Origin of the sequence: Aquimarina sp. AD1, from assembly GCF_003443695.1 — a bacterium.
Taxonomy (GTDB): Bacteria; Bacteroidota; Bacteroidia; order Flavobacteriales; family Flavobacteriaceae; genus Aquimarina; species Aquimarina latercula.
Genome location: NZ_CP031966.1, coordinates 277,999 through 303,086, shown reverse-complemented (window position 1 = coordinate 303,086; position 25,088 = coordinate 277,999). Strand labels below are relative to the sequence as shown.

At 31.9% G+C, this 25,088-nt stretch carries 30 protein-coding genes; 6 read left to right on the top strand and 24 right to left on the bottom strand.

From position 1 onward, the window contains the following. Positions 1-114: 114 nt before the first annotated feature. From D1815_RS01415 to D1815_RS01390, 6 genes are all read right to left on the bottom strand, one after another. Positions 115-678, bottom strand: a complete 564-nt coding sequence (locus D1815_RS01415) for a porin family protein (protein ID WP_118385639.1) — start codon at positions 676-678, stop codon at positions 115-117. Between the two features lie 103 nt (positions 679-781). Next, a complete protein-coding gene (locus D1815_RS01410) occupies positions 782-1,672 on the bottom strand; it encodes an AraC family transcriptional regulator (RefSeq protein ID WP_120650131.1) in 891 nt (296 codons plus the stop codon). 527 nt (positions 1,673-2,199) lie between these two features. After that, positions 2,200-2,874 (bottom strand): ZIP family metal transporter, encoded by a 675-nt coding sequence (locus D1815_RS01405; protein WP_118385637.1) that lies wholly within the window; start codon positions 2,872-2,874, stop codon positions 2,200-2,202. Between the two features lie 44 nt (positions 2,875-2,918). Beyond that, positions 2,919-3,344, bottom strand: coding sequence for a nuclear transport factor 2 family protein (locus D1815_RS01400; RefSeq protein ID WP_118385636.1), 426 nt, complete (start codon positions 3,342-3,344; stop codon positions 2,919-2,921). A 33-nt stretch (positions 3,345-3,377) separates the two neighbouring features. Continuing rightward, complete coding sequence (locus D1815_RS01395; RefSeq protein ID WP_118385635.1) at positions 3,378-4,457, bottom strand: zinc-binding dehydrogenase; 1,080 nt, start codon at positions 4,455-4,457, stop codon at positions 3,378-3,380. 199 nt (positions 4,458-4,656) lie between these two features. Continuing rightward, complete coding sequence (locus tag D1815_RS01390; RefSeq protein WP_118385634.1) at positions 4,657-5,232, bottom strand: Crp/Fnr family transcriptional regulator; 576 nt, start codon at positions 5,230-5,232, stop codon at positions 4,657-4,659. Positions 5,233-5,365: 133 nt separating this feature from the next. Here D1815_RS01390 and D1815_RS01385 point away from each other — a divergent pair, with 133 nt between their 5' ends. After that, positions 5,366-5,857 carry a hypothetical protein gene (locus D1815_RS01385; RefSeq protein WP_147404018.1) on the top strand — a complete coding sequence of 164 codons (492 nt, stop codon included), beginning with the start codon at positions 5,366-5,368 and terminating at the stop codon, positions 5,855-5,857. 8 nt (positions 5,858-5,865) lie between these two features. Continuing rightward, complete coding sequence (locus tag D1815_RS01380) at positions 5,866-6,774, top strand: IS3 family transposase (RefSeq protein WP_118385632.1); 909 nt, start codon at positions 5,866-5,868, stop codon at positions 6,772-6,774. A gap of 207 nt (positions 6,775-6,981) precedes the next feature. On the opposite strand, the gene D1815_RS01375 is transcribed toward D1815_RS01380, so the two are convergent. Both D1815_RS01375 and D1815_RS01370 read right to left on the bottom strand, forming a co-directional pair. After that, positions 6,982-7,497, bottom strand: a complete 516-nt coding sequence (locus D1815_RS01375; protein WP_118385631.1) for an N-acetyltransferase — start codon at positions 7,495-7,497, stop codon at positions 6,982-6,984. Then, positions 7,494-7,727 carry a hypothetical protein gene (locus D1815_RS01370; RefSeq protein WP_027391959.1) on the bottom strand — a complete coding sequence of 78 codons (234 nt, stop codon included), beginning with the start codon at positions 7,725-7,727 and terminating at the stop codon, positions 7,494-7,496. Before D1815_RS01370 ends, D1815_RS01375 begins: the two co-directional genes overlap by 4 nt. A 166-nt stretch (positions 7,728-7,893) precedes the next feature. Here D1815_RS01370 and D1815_RS01365 point away from each other — a divergent pair, with 166 nt between their 5' ends. Further along, positions 7,894-8,304 carry an Lrp/AsnC family transcriptional regulator gene (locus tag D1815_RS01365; RefSeq protein WP_118385630.1) on the top strand — a complete coding sequence of 137 codons (411 nt, stop codon included), beginning with the start codon at positions 7,894-7,896 and terminating at the stop codon, positions 8,302-8,304. A gap of 112 nt (positions 8,305-8,416) precedes the next feature. Here D1815_RS01365 and D1815_RS01360 read toward each other — a convergent pair whose 3' ends face one another. Beyond that, positions 8,417-8,845, bottom strand: a complete 429-nt coding sequence (locus D1815_RS01360) for a VOC family protein (RefSeq protein WP_118385629.1) — start codon at positions 8,843-8,845, stop codon at positions 8,417-8,419. A gap of 418 nt (positions 8,846-9,263) precedes the next feature. Then, positions 9,264-9,719 carry a hypothetical protein gene (locus tag D1815_RS01355; protein ID WP_118385628.1) on the bottom strand — a complete coding sequence of 152 codons (456 nt, stop codon included), beginning with the start codon at positions 9,717-9,719 and terminating at the stop codon, positions 9,264-9,266. 160 nt (positions 9,720-9,879) lie between these two features. On the opposite strand from D1815_RS01355, the gene D1815_RS01350 reads away from it, so the two are divergent. The 3 genes from D1815_RS01350 to D1815_RS01340 are packed head-to-tail and all read left to right on the top strand — an operon-like array spanning position 9,880 to position 11,486. Further along, positions 9,880-10,557: a DUF4386 domain-containing protein gene (locus D1815_RS01350; protein ID WP_027391963.1), complete on the top strand. Its 678-nt coding sequence runs from the start codon at positions 9,880-9,882 to the stop codon at positions 10,555-10,557. Continuing rightward, positions 10,554-11,006: an MBOAT family O-acyltransferase gene (locus D1815_RS01345; protein WP_118385627.1), complete on the top strand. Its 453-nt coding sequence runs from the start codon at positions 10,554-10,556 to the stop codon at positions 11,004-11,006. The genes D1815_RS01350 and D1815_RS01345 overlap by 4 nt, the downstream gene beginning before the upstream one ends. Positions 11,007-11,018: 12 nt before the next feature. Further along, positions 11,019-11,486: a nuclear transport factor 2 family protein gene (locus tag D1815_RS01340; RefSeq protein WP_027391964.1), complete on the top strand. Its 468-nt coding sequence runs from the start codon at positions 11,019-11,021 to the stop codon at positions 11,484-11,486. Between the two features lie 17 nt (positions 11,487-11,503). On the opposite strand, the gene D1815_RS01335 is transcribed toward D1815_RS01340, so the two are convergent. The 14 genes from D1815_RS01335 to D1815_RS01270 form a co-directional block, all read right to left on the bottom strand. Continuing rightward, on the bottom strand, positions 11,504-12,085 hold the full coding sequence (locus tag D1815_RS01335) for a Crp/Fnr family transcriptional regulator (RefSeq protein WP_118385626.1): 582 nt from the start codon (positions 12,083-12,085) through the stop codon (positions 11,504-11,506). A gap of 98 nt (positions 12,086-12,183) precedes the next feature. Then, entirely contained in the window at positions 12,184-12,825 is a 642-nt protein-coding gene (locus D1815_RS01330) for a DUF998 domain-containing protein (RefSeq protein ID WP_118385625.1), read from the bottom strand. Between the two features lie 516 nt (positions 12,826-13,341). Next, positions 13,342-13,992: a suppressor of fused domain protein gene (locus D1815_RS01325; protein ID WP_118385624.1), complete on the bottom strand. Its 651-nt coding sequence runs from the start codon at positions 13,990-13,992 to the stop codon at positions 13,342-13,344. An 81-nt stretch (positions 13,993-14,073) separates the two neighbouring features. Continuing rightward, positions 14,074-14,814 carry a hypothetical protein gene (locus D1815_RS01320; protein ID WP_118385623.1) on the bottom strand — a complete coding sequence of 247 codons (741 nt, stop codon included), beginning with the start codon at positions 14,812-14,814 and terminating at the stop codon, positions 14,074-14,076. Between the two features lie 79 nt (positions 14,815-14,893). Further along, complete coding sequence (locus D1815_RS01315) at positions 14,894-15,451, bottom strand: hypothetical protein (RefSeq protein ID WP_118385622.1); 558 nt, start codon at positions 15,449-15,451, stop codon at positions 14,894-14,896. An 85-nt stretch (positions 15,452-15,536) separates the two neighbouring features. Beyond that, positions 15,537-15,959 (bottom strand): hypothetical protein, encoded by a 423-nt coding sequence (locus D1815_RS01310; protein ID WP_118385621.1) that lies wholly within the window; start codon positions 15,957-15,959, stop codon positions 15,537-15,539. Positions 15,960-15,962: 3 nt separating this feature from the next. Further along, complete coding sequence (locus tag D1815_RS01305; protein ID WP_118385620.1) at positions 15,963-16,391, bottom strand: helix-turn-helix transcriptional regulator; 429 nt, start codon at positions 16,389-16,391, stop codon at positions 15,963-15,965. After that, entirely contained in the window at positions 16,384-16,872 is a 489-nt protein-coding gene (locus tag D1815_RS01300) for a hypothetical protein (RefSeq protein WP_199726705.1), read from the bottom strand. Before D1815_RS01300 ends, D1815_RS01305 begins: the two co-directional genes overlap by 8 nt. A 357-nt stretch (positions 16,873-17,229) precedes the next feature. Next, positions 17,230-18,990: a hypothetical protein gene (locus D1815_RS01295; RefSeq protein WP_118385618.1), complete on the bottom strand. Its 1,761-nt coding sequence runs from the start codon at positions 18,988-18,990 to the stop codon at positions 17,230-17,232. Beyond that, a complete protein-coding gene (locus D1815_RS01290) occupies positions 18,983-21,208 on the bottom strand; it encodes a tryptophan-rich sensory protein (RefSeq protein WP_369899354.1) in 2,226 nt (741 codons plus the stop codon). Before D1815_RS01290 ends, D1815_RS01295 begins: the two co-directional genes overlap by 8 nt. Then, positions 21,208-22,506, bottom strand: coding sequence for a BatA domain-containing protein (locus D1815_RS01285; RefSeq protein WP_118385616.1), 1,299 nt, complete (start codon positions 22,504-22,506; stop codon positions 21,208-21,210). The genes D1815_RS01290 and D1815_RS01285 overlap by 1 nt, the downstream gene beginning before the upstream one ends. A 1-nt stretch (position 22,507) precedes the next feature. Next, on the bottom strand, positions 22,508-23,404 hold the full coding sequence (locus D1815_RS01280) for a DUF58 domain-containing protein (protein WP_118385615.1): 897 nt from the start codon (positions 23,402-23,404) through the stop codon (positions 22,508-22,510). Positions 23,405-23,423: 19 nt separating this feature from the next. Next, on the bottom strand, positions 23,424-24,419 hold the full coding sequence (locus tag D1815_RS01275) for a MoxR family ATPase (RefSeq protein ID WP_118385614.1): 996 nt from the start codon (positions 24,417-24,419) through the stop codon (positions 23,424-23,426). A gap of 14 nt (positions 24,420-24,433) precedes the next feature. Then, complete coding sequence (locus D1815_RS01270) at positions 24,434-25,054, bottom strand: DUF4159 domain-containing protein (RefSeq protein WP_118385613.1); 621 nt, start codon at positions 25,052-25,054, stop codon at positions 24,434-24,436. Positions 25,055-25,088 lie beyond the last annotated feature (34 nt).

Here is a 25,088-nt window from a genome sequence, read left to right as displayed (position 1 = left end):
TGAACCAAATCGTACTATAAATTATAGAAATGTGTTATTTGATTAAATTCTTCAATTGGATAAAGAAAAACCTAAGTTTTTATAACTCAGGTTTTTCTTTGTACAACTATTATTTTAGAAAAAGAAATAGCCAATAGATAGCTGAAATACTCCATTTCTATTTTTGTCTGAAATATCATCTATATCATTTATATTAGATAATCCTAGATTATATCTTGCGCTAAAATAAAGCCCGTTATCCAGTTTATAGCCTACACCAAAATTCACTCCAAAATCCATGGTTTTAAACTGATCTTTATAATCTTGAGTACCTCCTTTAGTAGAAAGTAAAAAACCTATTTGAGGTCCTGCTTCTAAACTCAATCCTTTGGTCACATAATATTTTGACATAAATGGAACATTCAAATAGTTGAGTGCTATAGTACCCTCAGAATCAACACTTGAACCATATCCTTGTCCGGAATACATCAATTCTGGTTGCAAAGAGAATTTGTCTGAAATCTTAATTTCAGCCATAACTCCCAGATTAAAATCTGTTGTCCAGCAGATTTCAGAGTTGTTCGCTCCTGTAAGTGTTGCAAAATTAAGACCTCCTTTTACTCCTAAGTTAAAGTCTTGGGCATTAACTTTAGATAATGCTAAAACTATTATAACTGTTATCAATACTACTTTCTTCATAAATTTACGTTTTTTGATTTATTCGTGTAAAAGTAAATTTCAAAAGAAAGCAAAAAGCTAATTTTGAGGTTGGTGAAGTACTAAAACAAAGGATTTACACGAATTAGGACGTTTTTTTGAGCTTTCTATAGGCTCCTGGAGACATTCCTAGACTAGAATTGAATGTTTTGTAGAAAGCACTTTTAGATTTGAAACCTACTTCCATTCCGATAGCCTCGACAGAGTATTTATTAAATACCGGATTATGTAATATATTTTGAGCCGCTTTCACTCGGTATTCATTTACAAACTGAACAACACTTTTATTAGTTTCATCGTTTATAATCTGTGATAAATAGCCTTCATTTGTTTCTAATCGAATTGCTAAATCGTACCTGCTTAAAAAAGGATCTTTAAATAATTGCTCCTCTTCCATTAAGGTATATAGTTGGGTAACAATTTTAGAAACAGTAGTTTCATTTATTATCCTTTTGGACTTCGCATTACTTTCTTTCTTAGAGGATAAATATTGGTGTATTTCGTCTTTTTGAACAATTACTTGCAGTTTGAATACGCCATAATACAATATCCACCAAGATAAAATCGACAGTAGAATTCTTAAGAGATTAGCGCTGTACTCCGACTCAAAAAAGGTTACCTCTATATTGGCCAAAAGCCAACATATGATAATACTGGTGATGAAAAAGTTTAATCGTAGTAACCAACGTTTTTTCTCTTTTGAGATCGTGTTCGATTTTGTTACTAAATGCCTGCTCCAAAAGATTAAAAACAAATTATAACTAAACACCGTAGAGAGCTTGATATAGTCTACAACAACTGCAAAATCAGAATCATATAGATGAAAAACAGTGTCTAGATGAAGAATAATTTCTATAATAAAAGAGCAAATGAATGGAGCATACAACCACTTAAACCATTTTTCTTTTAGATACTTGTGCTCGATTTGGATAAGAAAATATATAAATAGAGTGACAGCAACGAGATACTCTAACATGATAAGGCCTAAAAAATCTAAAATGAGATTTTCCTTATCCGACCAACTCCCTAAAAAAGTTAGATTAATTAGTAAAAATAATGATAGCGAGAGATAGTTGTTTGCACGACTCTTATAAAAAGACGTAGTTACCAGTGATAGGCATATGAAACATCCTAAAACTCCACTGGTAATAACTACCAAATTTAATGTAGTTTCATTCAACTTGTCTGAAAATTAAGTGCATTCTATTTTTTAATATGGATTCATCTACAACCCTATTTTTCTTTTATAATTAACTGCCTTGTTATATCACGTGTTGCAAAATTTTTAGAATAAAATATTCTAATGAATCTCTAAAAGATCATCGTGACAATGAATTGAGTTAAAGAATTCAGTTGTCGTTCGTTTACAACTAATATACTATCAGTTAAATATATAATTTCCAAAATAGATATCCATAGATTTTATGAGAATGTAAAATATATTTTCTAAGCATCATTATAGAATTATTGCCATAACTACTTTACCATTTCTCTTGAGAGCTTTTAGATCAAATTAGCGATGAAGACACCAAAACATATCACTACCAGCTTGGATAAGTTAAAGGTGTGACCTTCGCCAGTTTCAAACAAAATAGTTGTAGCAATATGTAAGAATATACCGATCACTATAGCATTAACAAAATCTACATATTCAGTAGCTAAGATCATATTATTAGATATATAGGTACCCAAAGGTGTCATTGTCGTAAATATGACTAAGAAACTAATAATTTGCACTTTGCTATACCTAGATTGTAATAAAAAGATAGTTATTAATGTCGCTATCGGGATTTTATGAATTAATACACCATATATCATATCATTGTGATGATGAATAGGAAACCCTTCTAAAAAACTATGAATACAAAGGCTTATAAATAGTACCCAGGGAAATTCTTTATCTTCTTTATGTGTTTGTACATGACCATGTTCTATACCTTTAGATAAAAATTCTAAAATAATTTGCAGTAAGATACCGCACATGATAAAAAGTCCGGTTTGCTTGGCACCTAAGCCATGATACACCTCTGGCAATAAATCAAAAAGTGTTAATGCTAATAGAAATGCACCACTAAATGATAATAAGAGTTTAGTACCTATTGGTTTTTGTTTTTTGGTTACAAAAGCAATAATAACACCGATAACAATGGCAAGAACTGGAAGTAAATACGTATTCATAATTATATCTGTAAAAATTTCACCTGGGTCTATTTTTATTTTTTCTATTCCTTAGTATTCTTCACTTTTGTAGAATAGGTTTTGCTAACAATCTTCCAATTCCCATCAATTTTTAGTAGATGCATAAAATCAATGTAAGAAAAAGTATCATACTCTAGTTCTAACTGAGCATTGGCTGCATCTCCTGCTATATTTATGGCCATAATGCTCGTTTTTGTTTTTATAGGATCATTTGCGTTGACATATTCGCTTAACGCTTCAATAGCATTTACATCCTCATATTTTTTTTCTACCCACTTCATGGTAGCATTGGGATGGAATGCCTTTTCAAAAGACGATGCATTGTGTGTAGTCATTCCGTCAAGGTAATAATTAATCGTTTTTTCAATCAATTGTAGATCGTTATTTTGTGCTTGCACTTGTGTCATAAATATTGTGATTAAGGTGAATACGAAAAATATTTTTTTCATGATAAATTATTTTAAATTTCTAATTCGAAAATGTTATGGGCGTAATGCAACTTTAAGCGTTCCAGAAGAACGATCACGCATTAAGTCATACCCTTTTTCTGCTTCTGATAATGGTAAAATATCGGTAAAAATCTTGCTAGGGTCAATAACTCCTCTTTCTACTATAGGAAGTAATTTTTCCATATATGCGGCTACATTTACAACACCAGTATGAATGGTTATATTTCTAAACAAAGCTGATGAATAGGGTTGTTCTACAGGTTCATAAAGATGTCCAAACCCTAGTACACTTATAGACGCACCTGCCTGAGTCATTTCCATACCTTGTGCAATTGCCGTTTTATTACCCACAGAATCGATTATAGAATTTGCACCTCGCCCATCTGTAAGTGATTTTACAAATGCTACAGGATCTTCATTTTTTGAGTTCACTATATGGGTCGCTCCTATCGTTTTTGCTAATTCTAATCGACTATCGTGACGCCCTACCAAAATAATAGTAGATGGACCGAATAATGTAGCAGCCATTACTGCGCTTAAACCTACTGCACCATCACCAATCACGACTACAGTTTCTCCTGTTTTGATATTCGCATTTAATGCTCCATGATAACCGGTAGCAAAATTATCTCCTAATGGAAGAACTTTTGTATCGTGCTCATCACCAGTTAACCCTTCTGGAAGTTTAAATAATGAAGAATTACCGTAAGGAACACGTATAAATTCGGCTTGACCTCCCTGAATATCATCTCCTCCATGTTCTGCAAATAATGGAGTCCCAAATAAACCTCCATGGTCACATGCCGAAGGTAAATCCCGCTTGCAATAATAACAATCTCCGTCAATAAACATAGCCGAAGCTATGACACGATCTCCAACTTTTAATGAATGAATATCTTTACCTACTTGGTCTACGATACCAACAAATTCGTGGCCTATTCGCATCCCTTTAAACAAACCCATTTCTGGCCCATTTTGGGTAAATTCTAAATCTGCACCACAAACACCTGCAAGTGTAATACGTACAATAACATCATCATCTTTTAATAATTGTGGCTTTGGTATATCTACGACCTCAATTTTTGCTCGTTCCTTATACACTACTGCTTTCATAATAAAAATATTTACTTTTTTTATTTTTAAAAAGAATACAGTTTCGTTTTATAGAACTAACGCCTCATAAAACGTAAACTAGTATCTGTCAATTATTGACAAGACAAAGTTGCGCCATAGTTGACTAAACAAATATGATATGTATTAAGAAAAAAGCTTGACCTATATCAAGAAGTAAAATTGATTTATATCAATTTATTTATGATCGTGAGCGAATTCTACTTATTGATTCTGGAGAAATGCCTAAGTATGATGCCAATACGTACTGTGGTACTCTGTTTGCAATTTCTGGGTATTTATTAACATATTCCCAATATCGTTCTTCTGTAGTTTTACTAATATTAGAAATAGTTCTTTTATAAGAATAGGCCATAGACCTTTCTGTAAATAATCTAAAATATTGAGATAAAGCATGTATTCTACTACAAAGCTCTTCCACATCTTCATACTTCATTTGTAGGATTATAGAGTCCTCAAGTGCCTCTGCATAATATTCTGCAGGAGTTCTATGTATATAACTATAAAAGTCTGTAAAAAAATAATCTTCTATTGCTATGATTACCGTATGTTCTTTTCCTTGATCATCTAAATAGAAAACTCTAACCGCGCCTTCTACAATATAGTTTCGATATTCAGACACAAACCCTGGTTGAACAATAAATTGCCTTTTTTTTACCCTAGTGGTTTTTAATATCGAAATAAATTCCTCTATTTCACTATCTGATAATTCGACATATCTGGCTATGTGATCCAATATCCCCTTGTATTCACTCATCAATTTAGGTTTTTGACTCTTGTCGGTAATGTGTTTTTTATATTGTTTGTTGTGTGTTTCAACAACTAATTTAGTAAACTACTAACCGAATAAGAAATCTATGAGATTTTTCTGAAGTAACCAAGTACTAGTTATGAATTATACATGTTGTTTTGCAAAGTTTCATTTCGATTATGTTTTTATAAATTATAGCAGACAATATCTCTTGTCTTGTCCTGAAATAGGTTTACACAAAAAGTGTGAAAATATAGAAAGATATTCAAAAACATCAACAACAAAATGGCAAAATAGGTATAGTGAAGAGTTTAAAGATTTCGTTTGCAACGAATTTTTAACAGGAACTTTAAAGCGAAAAACAATTGAAGATAAATATAATCTGGGTCACGGAACATTAACAAGCTGGTTAAAAGACAAAGGATATGATTATACAAACCCAAGTATAGTATCTTTACCAGTAATGGCAAATCAATCAAATAAAACTTCAGACAACAAAAACGAATCTGTATCTCAATTAAAGAGGGAACTACAAGAAGCTCGATTATTGGCCGAAACTTACAGAAAAATGATTGAGGTTGCAGAACAAGAATTTAAAATAAGAATTGTAAAAAAGTCCAACACCAAGTAATCCAAGAGATGAAAACCCTTTATCCAAAAGTAAGTTTAGGCAGGTTCTGTCGATTACTTGGTGTTACCCGACAAGCATATTATCAGCATTTTTGGTATCGAGAGCAACTAGCTTTCGAAGATGAATTAATTGTTTGTGAGGTCTTAAAAATCAGAAAGAACCATCGTCATATGGGAGGAAGAAAGTTATACGAGCTTTTACAACCCTTCTTATTGGAACATCAAATTAAGATGGGAAGAGATAGGTTATTTGATGTTTTATCTGCTAATCACTTATTAGTTAGACGTAAGAAAAAACAAACAATAACCACAAACTCATTTCATAGATTCAAGAAGTATTCGAATCTTATCAGAGAACTTGTTCCTGAAAAACCTAATCAATTATGGGTTAGTGACATAACTTATTGGAGAATTGAAACAGGCTTTGTGTATATAAGTTTTATCACAGATGCATATTCTAGAAAAATAGTTGGATATCATTTAGCTGGTAGTTTACAAACATCTGAGACAATCCAAGCGTTGAACATAGCAATATCGAATCTCAAAACAGATATTGATAGTACCTCTAAACTTATACATCATTCAGATAGAGGAACTCAATACTGCAGTTATGAATATGTGAAATTGTTAAAAAACAATAACATTGAGATTAGCATGACAGAAAATGGAGATCCCTTAGAAAATGCAATAGCAGAAAGAGTGAATGGTATTATAAAGGAGGAATACCTAAACGATTATCAAGTAGAAAACATACAAGAAGCTACAGAATTATTAGAAACTGTCGTGAAGTTATATAATAACGAAAGACCACATATGAGTATAGGAAACCTTACCCCAAACCAAGTACATCAAAACAATATAAAAACTAAAAAACTATGGAAGAATTATTATATAAAAAATCCTATTATTGTAAACTAATAATAGGATTAAGAATAAGTTGTAAATCTATTTTAGGATTAATATAAAATATGTAAACTTTTTTTAGGACGAGACACTACAACTGTCTCTAGTTGCCAACTAGCGATAGCAGGGTTTTCTTATTCATTATCGGAAATAGTTCATTTCCTTTATCCTAGTTTTTCATAAATCAATTCCTGTTCATCGATTTTAAATAGTATTGAATACTTATATTTTTTTTGAGAAAACTATATTTTCATACGCTTTTCCATTGACAAGAAAGTTTAATTCTCCTATATTTTTGAATTCATTTCTTTCATAGAATCTAATGGCTCTATTATTTTTTATGTAAACCGTAAGCCACATCGTATCTAATTGTAATGCTTTTATTCTTTCTTCAACAAAAGTTAGAAGTTGCTGTCCAATTTTTAATGGAATAAATTCATTTTGAATAAAGATTCTTTCTAATTGACAACTATTTTGAGAGGCAATATTTTCATTTTTTGCGTTTACCACCAATTTTGCATAACCAGCAGGTAAATCATCTACATAGATAATATAGAAAAGGTTTTTAGGATTGCTTATATCTCGTTTCATTTTAGAAACTGAAAAATTCTCGTTTAGATATTTTAATAAGTTGTTTTTATCCTCTATATAATGCCCATGAGATTCGGCCCAGGTTACTCTTCCTAAAAGTGCTAAAATCGTTATATCCGTTTCTTTAGCTTTTTCTATTCTAATCATTTTCCATCCTTTTTAATTGTCAATCGTCTTAAATGATATCCATGCAGAAATACAGCAATAGTGCATCCTACAATTATTGGAGTTGCACTAATTATTGTGCCGTATAAAATGTAGACTGCATTAGCGATTAACGAGATTAGTCTTAGTTTATACTCACCTTTAGTGGACATTGAGTATAAGTTTATAACTAAACCTCCATAACCAATACAATCAATTAAAAATGGATTCATGTTTTATCTTTTTTCTATTTGAATATTTAAAATTGGAAACTACCTATCCAAAATCAACAAAACAAATATAGAACGTAAAAATCCATTTTTACATTACAATCAAATTAATTGAACTATATTTACATTCGATTGTATCGAATAACACATAAAATAATTTTGATTACAAATGGATATATTAGACAGAAAAATATTAGAAATGCTGCATATCAATGCTAGAGAAAGCTTTGCTACTATTGGAAAAGAAGTTGGGTTGTCTGCTCCCGCAATAGGTAAACGTGTTAGACAAATGGAAGAAGAAGGCATAATCGAAGGTTATGTTTTAAAGGTGAATCACGAAAAATTAGGTATTGAGACTAAAGCATATATAACATTAGTAATGCACCGAGGACCTGCAGGAACATCTGATGCTATAAAACAAATAAGTACGATGGAAGAAGTACAAAGTTGTGATAGAATTACTGGTGATGATTGTTTATGCATTTTAGGTTATTTTAGAAACAATAAGCATCTTGTTTCCTTTCTTGAAAAAATCGCTGAGTATGGTGCTTCTAAAACGAGTATTATTTTAGAAGTATAATACATTTCTTATGAAGGGTAAAAGGGATGTATTCTTTTAGAAATATCATATTAACTTTAATGGACAGAAACGTTCGGTTTTATTGGGTTATGGTTTTATCATTCTTAATTTTTTAGTTTGTTGAAAGATAATTTACCATCCATTGCACTCCGAATTTATCAGTAAATGTTCCAAAGTATGCTCCCCAAAATGTATCCTCTAATGGTGATGTTATTGTTCCTCCTAATGAAAGCCCATTAAACAACTTAATAGCTTCTTCTTTACTCTCTGGACTGATTGATATATAATAATTATTTCCAAACGTTAGTGATTGTCCGTTGGATTCAAGTACATCAGTCCCCATAAGGAAATTCCCAGGTCCTATTGGTAATCCAACATGCATTACTTTTCTCTTGTCTTCTTCCGACATTAAATCATTTTCAGGCATATCTCCAAAACGTCTTATTCCACCAACGAATTCACCACCAAATACAGATTTGTAAAAATTAAATGCTTTTTCAGTGGTCCCCATAAAGCTTAAATAAGTATTGATTGTTGCCATATTCTATTTTATAAGCAATTAATATGCAATGTTTTACAAATTATTTCATTATGTATTTAAGTTACTAATTTAGCAAATACAATCTCAATTCTTTGTTCTTGGAGCATTAATTTAACTTCTATTATTAGTTATTTAAAGATCTGTCTATTTTTATAAATCAAAAATGATAGCCTATAAAAAACCAAAAATTGTTTACGAATTTATGCGATGAAATTGCAGTCTCTCCCCACTTTGTTTCGGGAATATCATTGACGTAATATCTCTAAGCTGACGTTAAGTTTACAACTAGTGTACCACGCAACTTTAAGCATATCATTTATCAAAAATGTATCAAACAAGATTTAAGACTCTTTAGTGTGTTTTATCACGAATATTGCCACTAGTTAGAAACTAGCGGGAGTGAAGGTCGTTAATTTCTTTAATGAATTGGAATAGTGCTAAGAAAAGTCCAGATTATAAACAGAAATTGTAGAGGAATTCTAAACCATAAATATGCCAGACCGCTTCCGTCAAATGTTCCTTTTTGGTAATTTATATTATTTATTGAAGCATAAATATTAGCTGGTAACATTAGTAGAAGAAAAATAATTAGTGTCCAACCAGATATATATTTCAATCGCGGAATAAGAAGGCTTATTGCAAGTAAAATTTCAAATACACCTGTTAGATGAACGAATACCCCTTTATATGGAATAAATTTAGGTATCATCATAGACATTCCTTTGGTAAATATAAAATGTCCAATTGCTGTAAACACCAACATTATCGACATTGCAATTCTTCCTGATAATGCAAAATCATATTCCTTGTTTATAATTTTGATAGCAAACAAGGAAATTACAAAACTTGATAAAAGTATAATTAAAGGTTTCATATAATAAGATTATTGAAGTACAAAAGTCAACAAGGAATTCCTAAAAAAAATTGACTTTGGTTAAGTAATAGGTTTCTTATTTATTTCACTTCTTAACCAAAGTCAATTTATAACTTTATAGATGGCTATAGATTTGTATTACTATGTAAAATACAAAACTATGAAAGCAATGACCAAAGCTTCGGGGATTGCATACCTATTAATTTTCATTTCCGGTTTCTACGCAAACTTTGCAATTCTAGAAAATCTGGTAGATTTAGATAATAGTGAACAAACAACCTTGAATATTATAAATGATTCCATTCAATTTAGACATGGGTTGATTGCTTTTTTTATAATGCTAATTTTAGATGTGTTTTTGATCTGGTCATTATTTAAAATCACAGAACCAACTCAAAAAATAGTACCATATATAGCTTCCTTATTTAGAGGTTTACACGCTTCATTTTTTTTAGTTGCTCTAGTCCAATTAAATAAGATCTATACTATTACTTCTGGCAAAACAAACTCTTCAGAGTTACAAACTAGGGTAATTGATTTGTTCAAAAAATTCGATGAATTTTGGACTATCGGTCTTCTATTTTTTGGAATCCATTTATTATCACTTGGTTTTTTGGCTTTTAAATCTAATTACATAAATAGATTTATTAGTTTTTTATTGATTATAGCCGCTTTAGGTTATTTTATTGATGGATTATCAAAACTATTTTTAGTTAGCTATAATGAATATCAATCTTATTTTCAGGCAATTGTTGTTTTTACTGGTGTAATTGGTGAGTTGTCATTTACGATTTGGTTATTGGTTAAAGGCTTTTCACAAAAAACCTTTAATATATGATATCTTTAAATAACTATGTAAAAAAGCGAAATGGTGTTCCGCTTGGACATTCGAATTCTTTAGGTAATATGTTTAAAAGGTCTTTGGGCGCCAACTCTTTTGATTTGTTTTGGGTACACTGGAATCCAATATGGAACTACTACCTCAATAAATATATTTATAAACCATTAAAAAGAGTATGTCATTCGTATGTAGCTCTAGTCTTAACGTTTGGTTTTTCAGGATTTGCACACGATTTAGCTGGTCTTTTAATTTACACAGAATTATCTTTCCTATTTACCATTTGGTTTATAATTATGGGAGTTTTAGCAGCTGTTTTTAAAAGGAATAAGATTTATTATAAAACACAAAAGAAAGAAGTTAACTATGGTTTTAATGCAATATTAATTGTCAGCAGTTTTTTACTAGCAAAGTGCATACTAAATGGAATTTATTTTTTTAATACGTAACCAATATCAATTATGAAAACACTTATTAAAATATTAATAATCTCGATACTCATACTTTTTACAACAACTCAAACTATAGCGCAGAATGTTACTAAGACGCATAAGGACTCATTAGAAATTGGAGTCCAAAAATACTATGATGTAAACCTTAAGACATTTCAAGCTAATTCTACAATAAAAGATATTGACTTAATTTTTGAGCTTTTTACTGATGATTTCACATATGTTCATCCAAAATATGGAGGTATTTATTCTAGAGAAAACTTGTACAACGGTTATGTTCGAAATCAAAAAAATGGAGCGTATAATGGAGAAATCGTGGATATTAAAATAAAGAATAAAATTGTTGGACTCAATGTTGTCATGGTTAAAAGAAGCTATATGTTAAAAAACAATGGAAGAATTGAAGAAGGAGAACCGCAAGTGACACTTTTTGAATTTAGAAAAGGTAAAATCTCTAAAATATTTGAATATTGGTAGTAAAGTAAAAACAACTATTAGGATCTATTTTTCATAATCCTTTTTCTAATTCTACTTAATGATTCTGGTTTTACACCGATGTAACTTGCTAAATAATATAATGGAACTCTATTTAACAGCTTTGGTTTATCATTAAGTAAACTTACATAGCGTTGTTCGGGTGAAGAGATTAAATAAGCAGCCAAAGAATCCTGTTGTTTGCCCAAGTCTTCTTCTACTGAAGTTCTACACAAGGCTTCATACTTTGGCACTTTTTCTATAAGCTCCTTTTCTTTATCCTTATTTAAAACAGCAAGTTTACAATCTTCTATACATTCAAAATAGTGTTTCGCAGGAGATTGTTGATGCAGACTTGTAAATGAAGCGATTGATGTGCCTTCCTCGTAAAAATTAGTTGTTATTTCATTACCATCGATGATATAATATTTACGAACTAATCCAGATAAATTTTGATATGATTCTTTTGAGACTTGACCTTCTTTTAATAATATTGTCCCTTTCTCAAAGGTTTTGATTGGAATACAATCTTCAACTATTTTAGCTTCTTCATCAGAAATCTCTATTGCTTTTCTAATAAGTTCTACTATTTCACTAAACATTATGCTATTTTTATCTTATTTCAGTTTTATAGCCAAATTAAAAATTTGGCGGTCTTTGTTAAAAGTTCTAAAATTTTGGTCAAGAACTGAGCCCTGAATTAATTATAGCCCTTGTTACTTATTGGTTTTTTATTTTTTATTACAATAGCACAAAAGATTACCCATATAACAAACACCAACTCTACCATTCTTTGATAAAGTCCGATATATTCAGATTTTGAGTTAGAAACTAATATATATACAAGCAACATACTAATTGCGCCAAATACAATTGATTGTAAAGAAAACGTATTATTGAGCCCTTTTTTTAATTCAAATCCAATTAAAATCATAAAAACAGGAACAAATAAATAAGTTAGTATACCCACAAAATTATGAATTAGCTGAGAAGAACTAGGATCAATTAATTCTTTATTACAACCAATGTCACAAGGAAATATTCCAACAACTACTGTAGCTAACCCATAAAATATTCCGATTCCGCGAAATCCTATTTTCAGTAGTTTAGACGGTGGAAAATATCTCACTCCAAGAAAGCAAAATAAAGCAATAAGAATACCACTTGGAATATAACCAAATATTCTAAAAAAAATTCCATATTTAGTATCAATTGCATAAGATTCACTTATATATTGACTGAATATGTTATAATTTTCAATTAGAAATCCACCTAAAATAGAAGAGACTACAAAAAGACTAACTCCTAGTATTCCTATAAAAAAAGTGATTTTATTGTTCATTCACTATTATTTTAGGTCTCTTTTATGCACTTGCAGGTAAGGTCTTCGTATATGACTAGTTCCAGCCCAGGTACTTAGTACTAGCTACACGAAAAATTAATTGTTTTTATAAAACTAGTAATTTTTTAGGTAGGAAGCCTGATATTAGTTCTATGTGTTTTTATTAGCAGTTGATTCAATTACACCTGACCAATCTTGAGATCGAATCCGGATATTTTCTAAGATTAAAGTAAAACGGATAGTTTTAGACTTTAATTAGTTTATACCTATCGTAATGCAGCGAGTCCAAATTTATTTGAAATCTGCGATTAGTTTCACATTTAAAGAGGCTCAAATTGTAGTCCCAGCTGTTGTTTTATAACTAGTGTGCTACGTAATTTAGATATATCATTTATAAAAAATGTATCAAATAGGGTTTAAGACTCTTGGTTATGTTTTCTCATGAGTATTGCCACTAGCCGCAGATTAGCGGTAGCGAGTGGAGCAAATGAACTATACGAATTGTTAGCAGTTGTATTATTTTCTTTTTAGGTCAGTTATCAATAATGGATTTTCTTTTTTTAACCTATCTAGCACAATCTTAGTTTCACCAGTCTTAGGGTTTTGCTTCAATTGCTCATATTCTTCCGTTGTAATTCCTACCATCTGTAAAAACTGAACATTTCCATTAGGTGTCTTAATTGTTCCCATTTCAGGATCTTCAACGAAAGCAATTGCAATAATATTAGTTTCCGTGTTTAATCTAATAGGTCCATTTGCAGGTATAAAATGATATTCTTCAAACCATTTTTTACTATTAAAAACATATTTTGCAAGATTTTGCATTAAGGAAATCACCCATTTAGGATCTTCGTTATCTTCCTCAAATGGGATTAGTCTAAATGTAAACTCAAATCCCCATCCACTAAATTCCTCTTCACAATTATCCAGATCATAGTACAAGTTAGACATTCCGTAAGACACAAAATGATAATGGTTATTTTGATTTTTACTTTCATAAATACTAACTCCATCTAATGGATCTTCGCCACCAAGCATATATTTGATAACTGTTCCATAATGTTTAGGTTCTTGGTTTGGGTATAGTTTTTCTGTCAATTTATCCAAACTTAACCACCCAACAGCTTCATCTTCTTCAAATTTTCTTTTATATTCTTCTTTAGTCATTTCTTGTTATAACTACTAACGTTTTATATATGTTGTATTTACTTCCCAAAGGGAGGATATGAACTATACAAACTGTTACACCTAGTTTTCATTTTTTTTGAATTTCAAAATAGATTCATTTTTAGGATTGTAAAGATGAAGTTCTTTACCGTCAAGTTTTACAATTTTTATGAATTCAGTTTTGTTTTCACTTTCAATGACAAGAGTCTTTTTATCTTTTTCGATTTTCCAAATACCAATAAGTTCTATATCAAGTGGTGCATTGTTTATGAACATTCCATCTTTTTTGAATTCGTAATTAACGACCTCATCTTTATTGTGTTTAAGTATTACCCCACTCTCTTTTCCATCTTTTATTCGTCCATTATAAAACCATTTTCCAAGTAAGTTTTTCGCAATTATTTTTAAGCCTTCTATTTTATCTAGTGAATTCTGTTGAATCTCAATAGCAGCCTTTTGGTCAGATTTTATTAATTGCCATGCTCTATTTTTCTGTTTGAATATGATTTGATTTTTACTAATCTTTTTAATTATAACTTCATATTTATAACCTTTTGATGAACTGAATTCGTAAGTACTTTCGCTAATTAAAGACCATGTTCCGCTTTCTGATTTCCCCATTACAATTTGAGTATAATTATTTTGGTCGAATGAAAGAGTCATGTCTTTAAAAAATTCATTAGCCATTTTAAGTCCTTGTTCATCTATTTCAATATGGTCAGGGATTTTTTCATATTTCCATTTTCCTGCTAAAAAATCCTTCTGCGCAAAAGAAAATGAAGTTATTAGTAGTAGCGTTAAAATTAATAATCCTTTTTTCATGTTGTTTATTAAGGTTAGGTGTAACGTCCATTCTATGATGCGTTTGCATCCTCGGGATGCTTATACATTATACAAATTGTTAGCAATAGATTTTGTTATATTTATTTAGTAAATAATCTTCATTATCATCTTTTCCATAAGCATCCGCTTCTGTTATATGTCCGTCAATTCCACTAATTCGTGTGATCATTTTACCTTGTCTGAAAACTATTTGAAGTCCATGCTCTTCTTCCCACTCACAATTACATTTTATACTCACATAAATATCCTTATCAGACCATATTCTTCGCTCTACGTGAATCTCATTAAAAGTTATGTAATTCCATATTTCTGTTTTATTCTTTATGTCAAGAAACTCTTGAAATTCATCTCGATATTCTTCTTCAATTCCATTTACAAATTCAATACAACTTTTATGTATCAAATTCGTAATGGTTTCATAGTCCTCTATTTTTGTCAAATTCTCTAATGCACTATCAGCTTCTGTTATAAAATTCAAGTCTTTTTCAGGAACAAATCCAGTGAATGTAACAGGTAATTCCTCATTTTTTAAAATAGGGGCTTTTAAATTCCCACCATACCACCATTCATCAAATTCTTCATCCTGTTCAAGTTTTCCCACAATGTTCGAGTTCATTGATTTGTTTTTCAAATTATTACTAACGTTGCGGGTATGTTGTCGTAGCTGACGTTAGGAGGCTATGCAATATACCCATTGTTGGCTACCGTTTTATTTGCATATTTGGATTAACTACAGGTAGAATAGCGCCATTTAAAAATGTACCTCTAAAAATCCCATACATAACTCCTCTAAGTGTAGAAATAGAAATAGAGTTTAACGTAGTAACAACACCTTGAGGTAGGTTTGGTGTATTTGTTTTTTCATCAAAGTATTGTTTGAAATTTTCAACATAGTATAAGCAACTTGCATTGACGTGACCTAATTTATCTTTAGAATTGTTATCTAACACATCAATGTTTAATGTTACTATAACTAATTTTTTTTCTAAATTAAAACTGTGCTGTGCCTGCAAATCAAATCCAAATACTGTATTTCCATCGATTCTATTCTTTGGTCTTACAATACTTGTATCAAGAATTTCAATACCTTTTATTTGAAAATTAAATGGTTTTTCTTCAGACATAATTTAAGCTCGATATTCTGTACAATTATTAAAGGAATTTGATAAATTAATTTGATTTGAATTTAATATATAATCCAAACTGCTAAATGAATCAAATCCATCTGTCTTGTTTTCTAAAACTGGAAAACTAAATTCTATAGTGATTTTTTGTTCTATCGTTTCAAAGAAATTGATTTCCAAAACTTCTCCTATTTCTACTAAAGTGTCTTGAGTAAAATTATGAGTTCCACTTAACCATTTAGTTATAATGCTCGGGCTTTTCATATTTAGCGCTTCTAATAATTTGGTATTGTTCCACCCTTTTGCATCCATAGCTTTGCGGATTTTCTCCGCATTAAGCATACGCTGTTCAATTTTTTTCATTTCTACAGGCGATATTTCTTCTAAAATATCGTCTATAAAGTCAAAATTTTCTTGTGCAGATTTATTCATAATTATAGTTTTCTATTATTAAGTCGCCTTCAAAATCTAAGCCATCCTCACTAAACCAAATTTCTTTGTCTTGCATTTTTTCGGTAATAAGTTTTGATAAGTCTCTTAGAATAAAATTTTGTTTCTCTAAATTTTTATCTTCTTGGAAAGTTCTAATAGATTTTGGTTTGTGACCACCACTACCAAGTATTACAATTTGAGAGCCATAACGAATACAATATAATCTTAAGTTACTATCTTCTTTGTCATACAAGGCGCAAACACCATCTCCAGGGTTGCCTTCGTAAAGTTTAAAAAAGTCTTCTTTCATACCTGTTTTAAACCCCATAGTTTTTAAACGTCCAACTATATCTTTTATTTCACTTTTAAATGAATCATTATTATCCATTACAAAGTTTTTGAACGCTGTTGTTTCTTCTTCATCAATTAATATAGTATATATAGAACCCTTTGGTCCACTAAATTGAGGTACTTTAATCAATTGGCATTTCGAAAACATATGGCTTGCAAATATATGATAATTTTACTTATAAGTGAAATTTTGTAGCGTTTAAACAATTTTAAAAGTTTTTGTAGCAATAAAAAAAGGAAAAAGTATTAAAATATCTGTCTATTGATAGAGTGAATTCAAATGGTAGCCAACATGCGGATATAGTTACCTTATTAAAAGTATATTTTCATTTGTAAATGATTACAAACACTTACAAATGATTATTACTAATACTTATCTTTTTTTGTTAAGATCTAAAAATAGGGTAAAATTTCCCTAAAATCCAAATAAGATATATTCTTTTTATCAAGAAATCAGCTTTTATAAAATAGGGAAATAAGCATCTAGTTAGGTAGTTTCTATTTTGGGCACTAGCCATAGATATCCCATACAACATAGAAAGAAGATATATAACCCTATTGGATTTATGGGTGCTACAGGAGCCCTTGTTGCTGTGGCTGTAGGTATGGATCGATCAAAGAAGCGACTGTTTTGTTGCATCTTATCATATACCAACTGTGATCGCCAAGCGATGGTATCCGTCACATAATACTCCAATACCGCACTACTGTCTTGTGCAATCGAGATTTGGTGCCAACCTAGCTTTTTAGGATAGGTGGTTCCCTGCCAACGATTGGGTATGTGTATGTCTTGCTGCATCGCTATGCGATATCCATCTGCTATTATTACTTCTGGTGTAGCTACTTTGGTTCTAAGCGTAGCAATATAGGGTTGATCTTTTATCGCTAATAATTGGTTGGTATCCCAATCTACCTCAGCAATTTCTTTTTTAGCAATTGCTGTAAGTATTCCTGCCCATAGTTGTTGATACTCTTGGGTATTGCCATCCAAAATCAATTCATAAGTACCCCCTATTACCGTAGTGCCTACTTTTCCTTTTCCTATATATTTATATCCAGAAATGATCTTCTTATCTGTATTGCGATGTACGGCTAGAATCTCTGTTTGATTATTAAAAACAAAGGGATAAGTTGTTATCTTGGTTTTTGGTGCAATAGGTAGCTTCGTTTCTGTACGTTTTACCGATATATAATCAAATCCTGCAAATCCTTTTCTGGATCTAAAGGAGGTTTCATCGGGCTGGATAAACACGCCCAATCCTTGTTGTCTTACTGCATTCTTTAACGCTGTGGTCGCATTTCTTCCAAGATTCTTGATTGTATTAGCATCTAAGATCACCAGATCAAAGGGACTCAGGTTTTTCTCGGTAAAAGCACCCATCGGTGTTCGGTCTCTATTAAAATACTCGAACTTATACTTTCCTTTGGTTATTTTACTCTTTACCAATACCTCGTGGCCCATTTCGGAGAGGTAATTTTTTAGATACTTGGTCTCAAACGTAGGAAAGTCATTAACGATCAACACTTGTAATTTTTTACGATCCTGCACCTTCATTGGAATTGGATCCTTAGCTACTATTTTTCCTGCAGCGTCTTTTTCGGTTACCCAAAAGATATAGGTACCACTCGCTTTTAATTTGGTACGTAAACTAAAAGATTGTTCTGCATCTGCAACCAAGTTAATAGAATCCAGGCCATTGCCTCCAGGTCCTTCTAGTACCAATCTATTTCCTTTTATTGGATTATTATAGATCCCTTCTAGTCCAAACTCTGCTCCTACTACTTTTTCTTGATCATATGTATATCTAATGATTCCTGTGGGGATATCTCCAGACACATACTGTACCTGATTATTCGCTAGCTGCCAAAAATCAAAAGGCGCTACACCAGATCCCAATACAAAAACGGTATCAGAAGTTGTTGCTTTCCCAAAAATGGGCTGATTCTCTATATAATCAACCGTCTGTAATCGTTTATATATTTTTTTTAAACTGTCTAACTGTGATCGCTCATATCCTGGAGTTAGTAGTGCTACTTTGGTGTTTTTAGGCAGTATCGATCGAGCAGGTTTTAGCGCGATGATCGTTATAGATATCACGGCAAGAAGCGCAACCGTGATTCTGATCCAAAACTTTGGTTTTCCCCAGAGAGGTAATTCTTTCCAAACAAAAACTAACCATAGTACCAGCGCACTACACCCAATCTGCCACATCCAATTACTATGTAAAAAAGTAATATTCTCAATCATGAATTTCTAACTCTTTTACTAATAAATCATTTATTTCGCTCGATTGCTGTGCTGTTTTTACAGGATTTGGTGATACTGCTGGTAGTGCCATAAATAGTCCTTTTTGCAATGCAATCAATGCTTCTTCTGGGACTGTTACATCTTCAGAAATCCATTTTAGCTGTTGTAATGTTTCTAGGTATTTTCCTGGATCTTCTATCGCTTTTATGGCTAGCTCATTTCCGGCTTTGCCAAAAAGTTTTTTATCATCCTCCGTAATCCCCGTTTTTTCTGAGATGAGTGCTTCTAATCTAGCGATCGATTCACGTATTGCGGGATACAGATCTTCTTGTTCTAGTTCTTCTGTTTTTCTATACCCAGCTACCTTATCAGTTTCGCCCGTCAATCGTTTATCTTCTTTGATGGGTGGAGGATCGAAACCAATGCGATGTACATAAATACGAGCGCTATTTTTAATATCCTGGATTAGTTTTAGCGCTCTGTACTGATAAGGCAGTGATTTTTCTGGTGTGTATAATCGTAAATACAGTTCTGCATCCCACATTTCATTCAGTGCTTGGCGTAACTTGCTCTTTAGTGATTGTGTAAAGAGTGTAGACTCTTCTGGATCATCATGATTATGTAAATATTCTTCTAGAGGGTCTTCTTTTTTTTCTTTTTCCTCTACCAGATTATGTTCATTATGACTATCGTGTTTATGGGTGTATTTTGCTAATGGATCTTCTTCCTCGTGTCCTTCTTCATGACCGTGTTCTTCTTCGTGCTCGTGCTCATCATCATGTTCATCACCTTCTGTCATACCTTCTGACTCTGATTCATCTCCCATAAATTCCGCATACTTAAGGCGCAATACTTTCTGATCAAAACCTAACTCGTTACTTCTGGATTTATACTCTTGGGTAGTCATTTTAGATTTGTCCTTAAGAAGTTTTTCGGTATCTATAATCAATTGTCGTTGGCTTCTAAAATAATCTGGCATCAGGTCTACTCCCATCGTTCCTTCTACCGCAAAAGTATCGGAAATGGTATCCTTAATTACTGCAAAAAAGGTTTCGCTTCTGGAAATATTGGCTTTAGGTCTTTTGCGATCCAAAGCTTCTACATAAAAATACAGCTCATCACCTGGTTCCATATTCATCTGATCTAGGTCAATCCTTTTAGAAAGGTTTAGATTTTTATTTCCTGTAGTTACGTTGCTAAAATTGAGTTTCTCTTCTCTAAATTTTACCGATTCACCAGAACCTTTGCTCACTGTAGCAATAATATAGGCATCTTCAATCCCATAATCATCTTTAATTTCTGTGATAAAGGATACTTTTTTAGATTGCTCATAATCAAAAGAAGTAAATTGTTTTATTCCTTTAATGGCCACAGTAGGACTCTTATCTTTTGTCACTTCGATAGCATACAAATCTGACACATACGAGTTGTTTTGGTGATCTGTAAACTTAAAATTATAAAATCCAGAAGTGCTAAGCACAGTGTTCCCTTTATATACTCCATCGATCTGTTCCATAGCATACCTATTGTCTGCACTTTCTATAGTCACTTCTTTAATCTCTTTATCAAACTGTATCTGCCAAGATATGCGCGATCCTTCTACCGCTTTGATATCCATTGTGGTTGTTTTGGCAGCAGGAAGTTGTGTATATCGTGGATATGTAATAAGTAGTTCTTGCTTTAGAATTTTTGGCGGTGCTGTTGAAATCTCAGTAGAATCCGTGGCTGTAAAAACAATGGTTTCTGGAATAGTTTTGGGCTGCTGAGATTTTTGTATTGCTCCAAATAGATCAAATTTGTATAACACAAAACCGATCAACACACATACAATTACCAATACAATTCCTCTAATCAAATGATGCGGAGGTTTGATGGTTTTTAGCTTTGTGATCAATACATCCTGGATTCTGTGTTGCTGTATTCTGGCTAAACCAGATAAATGTTCTTCTGATGCTAATAGCAGACTCGTACTATATTCTGTCCCCTCTAAATGCAGATCGATATAACTAGCAATATTTTGTAAACTCTTTTTCCATGGTTTTATGATCATTGCAGCAATACTTGCTACCACAAGTAGCGCAATCACAGTCCATAAAACACTAGAAGAGACAACATATACAAGAATTGCAGGACCTGCGGCATATAAGATCACTTCTAACCAAAGCATCAGTTGCCATCGCTGTCTAAATTCAACTAATATATTATATCCTGATCTCACTATTGTTTTCTATATTTTGCGATACTTCGTTCTGCTATCAATCCAATTGCTACTAATAACCACAACCATTTAGAAATATCTAACAATTCATATTGTTTTTTATCTCCTGCACTCACCGAAGTTATGGGTTCAAATTCTGATATATCAATACTTCGCATATCATAGTTACCGATATCTAATTTTTCTTCTTTATAAAAATCAAACAATTGCAAAAGTTGTTCTGACAGGTGTTTATCAATACTATTCTCTCTATTCAACGGTTCTGTAAGGTAAAAAATGGTGCTCGAAATCCCTGCTTCAATAATAGTATTAGCAAATGTATCCGGACGATACACCAATAATTTTGTTGTCGTATTAGGAGCACTCGCTGTAGATAACCAAACTACCAAATCATATTCTGAATACGCTATGTCTTCTGTTGCTGTTCGTATTTCGATATCTATAGTTCTCCTTAGATATTTTGATATTGCATTTAGCGATGCTTCAATATATTTTTTTTGAGTTTTTAGACTATCTGTATACACCAACATCACCTTCGCTGTTCGTTCCGCTGTAAGTGCTACCGTTTGCTCTTTTCCTTTAGCCGAAAAGACTAAACTATCATTTGTTCTAGTATACCCGAGTGTATTGCTATTCTTCGCTACTCTTTCTTTATTAAAAGATGCTACATTTTGATCACTTGTCATTGAGAGTATTTCTACTGTATCTTTTGTTTTAGTTACGCTGAGAACTCTTTCTACAGATTCGTTATTATCCAATGCGATCCAAGTACTATTTTTAGAAATCGTTGGTCGAGCTCCTTTTAACCCGGTTATCTTTGCGCTTATAAAAACAACAATACTATCGGAACGCAATGTTTCCATATCCTTTGCTAATTGCCAATAGTTAGGTGTTTCGTCATTTTTAAAATCAAACTCATCTTTATCCAACTCAGGGAAACCAGTCTTTAAGAGTCGCAGCGATGTTCCACTTTCTAGAGTATCTACAATGGTTTGTATCCTCTGATCTTGTACCAACGTAGGTTCTATGATATATGTTATTGGAGTCGAATTCGCTCTTTTCTTAATTTGAAATCCAGCAATTAGGAAAACTAACATTGCTATTAATACCATTCTAAGAATTAGTAGTAATAATTCATTCAATTGGATGCTTCTGGATTGTTTAGAGTCTGATTCGCTTAATAATTTAGTACTACCTACTTTTATTGTTTTTCCTTCTTTTTTACTCCAAAGGTGTATGGCCAAAGGTACCAAGAGTCCTAATAATGCCCATAAATATGTAGGATATAAGAAAGACATATCAGATTAGATTATTTCGTTTTTTAAGGAACACTTGTAACGCCTCTCCGATATGATCATTTAATTTAAACATATGATAACTAATATCGTTCATCAATAAAGTATCTTTTGTAGTACTGATCATGGCCTCTAAAGCCTTTAAGTATTCTTTTTTAGCGGTCTTCGTATCTATTTTTAGCTTTGCTCCTGTCTCTAAATCCTCGAATGTTACAGTTCCTTTATAAGAAAACTCTAATTCATTATTTCCCATAAGATGTAATACCACCACCTCGTTTCTAGGGGTTTTTAATCGTTTTATAAAAGAAGTTAACTCTTCATCATGCTCGTATAAATCTGTTATAAAAAAAATGAGTTCTTTATGATTGCGGTCATGTAAGCTTTTTGATGCATTTGGATTCGCAGGCCACTTGCCTTTATTCTCTATATTGGCCAGTTCTAATAAAAAGCGATTGTAATGCTGTTTCTGGATTTTAGGATATAAATCATATAAACGATCTTCGTTTAATCCAAACAATCCAATAGCATCGCCTTGTTTTTGAGACATATATCCTAATGAAGCTACTAATACTCTGGCATAATCCATTTTAGAAAGTTCCTGCTCTTTGTGTAACATAGAGTTACTAGCATCCAAAATAAATTTTATAGAAATATTGGTTTCTACCTCCGATTGTTTGATATAATATCGCCCTGATCTGGCCAGCATTTTCCAATCCAGCAATCTTAGATCATCTCCTGGTTCATAATTACGAAATTGAGTAAACTCCATTCCCGAACCTACATTACGACTATTATTTAGTCCCGACAAATACCCATCAACAATCACCCTCGCTATAAGCGATAAGCCAGAAACACTTTTTATCAGTTCTGGTTTTAATAATTGATGATAGTTTTGTCTCACTTACTTCTTTTTTCTAAGCTCATACTTTTATATCATCTAATAGATGATGTGTAACATTATCAGGTGTAATACCCTCTGACTCTGCTCTAAAATTGACAATAACTCTATGTCTTAAAACAGGTATGGCTACGTGTTTAAGATCATCTAAAGTCACTGATAATCTTCCTTTTGCTAATGCTCTAGCCTTAGCCGTTAATATCATTGCTTGACCAGCACGTGGTCCTGCTCCCCAATTGACCCATTCCTTCACATAAGAATTCGTTGTTGTTTCTGGTCTGGTAGCTCTTATAACTTTACTGACAAAAGAGATCAGATCATCGCTTATAGGGACTTCTCTAACCAAATGTTGTAACCTAATAATATCGTCCCCCGAAATTACTTTATTCAAGGTTTCTTTTTTCGAACCTGTCGTATTTTTTAAAATTGTTGTTTCATCTGACTCCGTAGGATACCCAATTTTTATGTACAATAAAAAACGATCTTGTTGTGCCTCTGGTAATGCAAATGTTCCTGATTGTTCTATTGGATTTTGCGTAGCAAGAATAAAAAATGGTTTGTCTAATTCATATGTTTTTCCAGAATAAGTTACTTCAAACTCTTGCATTGCTTCTAACAAAGCCGCTTGTGTTTTTGGTGGTGTACGATTGATCTCATCCGCCAATATGATATTAGAAAAAATAGGTCCTTTATTAAATTTAAAAAACTTCTTTCCTGTGCTATAATCTTCTTCTAGTATCTCTGTACCAATAATATCAGACGGCATTAAATCAGGCGTAAACTGTATCCTCTTAAAGTTTAAATCAATGGCTTGAGCCAAAGTTCTAATCATTAAGGTTTTGGCTAAACCAGGAACTCCTTCTAATAGTGCATGACCACCTGCAAGAAAGGTAATTAATAGTTGTTCTATAGTTTCTTCTTGGCCTGTAATAACCTTCCCTATTTCCTTCCTTAATTTCTGAAGTTTTTCGGTAAGAATATGTACTTCTTGTTCTATATCTACTAACTCTTTATCCATATGAATTCTATCTTTTATGATGTTAATGCATACATCACGATATTAACACCAAATCGGGTATTGTCTATTTTATACCACCGTTTATTTCTAAAATCATAATCCCATTCGCAACCATAATCCTTGTTACTGAATAAAACTCCTATCCTTCCGTTAATAACTATTGCTTTTAAATAATCATGTACAATATCATCTCCCCATCCATTTAATTCCTGAGATGTAGTTGGAGGTCCATCTTCAAACTCAAAAAACACCTTATAAATTTCGTGATTATTAGGTATCTTTTTTAACGCTTGTGGACCGAAAATATCCCCCATCTGCCTAACAAAAGACTTAGAAAATAACCCATCAATATCGTGATTACAATCATCTGCAAAAACAAAACCACCGTTGTTTACATACTTTTTAAAGTTTTCTCTTTCCTTTTTAGTGAACTGTACTAACTTATGACCAGAAATATAACAAAATGGACTTTTGAAAATTTCATCACTACTTAACGAGATGATTTTTTCTTGAGTGTCTACTTTTAAGGTGGTATACTCCACAAGAGAATTTAACAGATTAGAAGGCATCCTTTGGTCTACATCCCAATCTCCTGATTCGTATTGTAATCGTGTAAAGAAAAATTTATTGCTCAATATGAAATTAACTAGGTATACTAAGGAAACAATA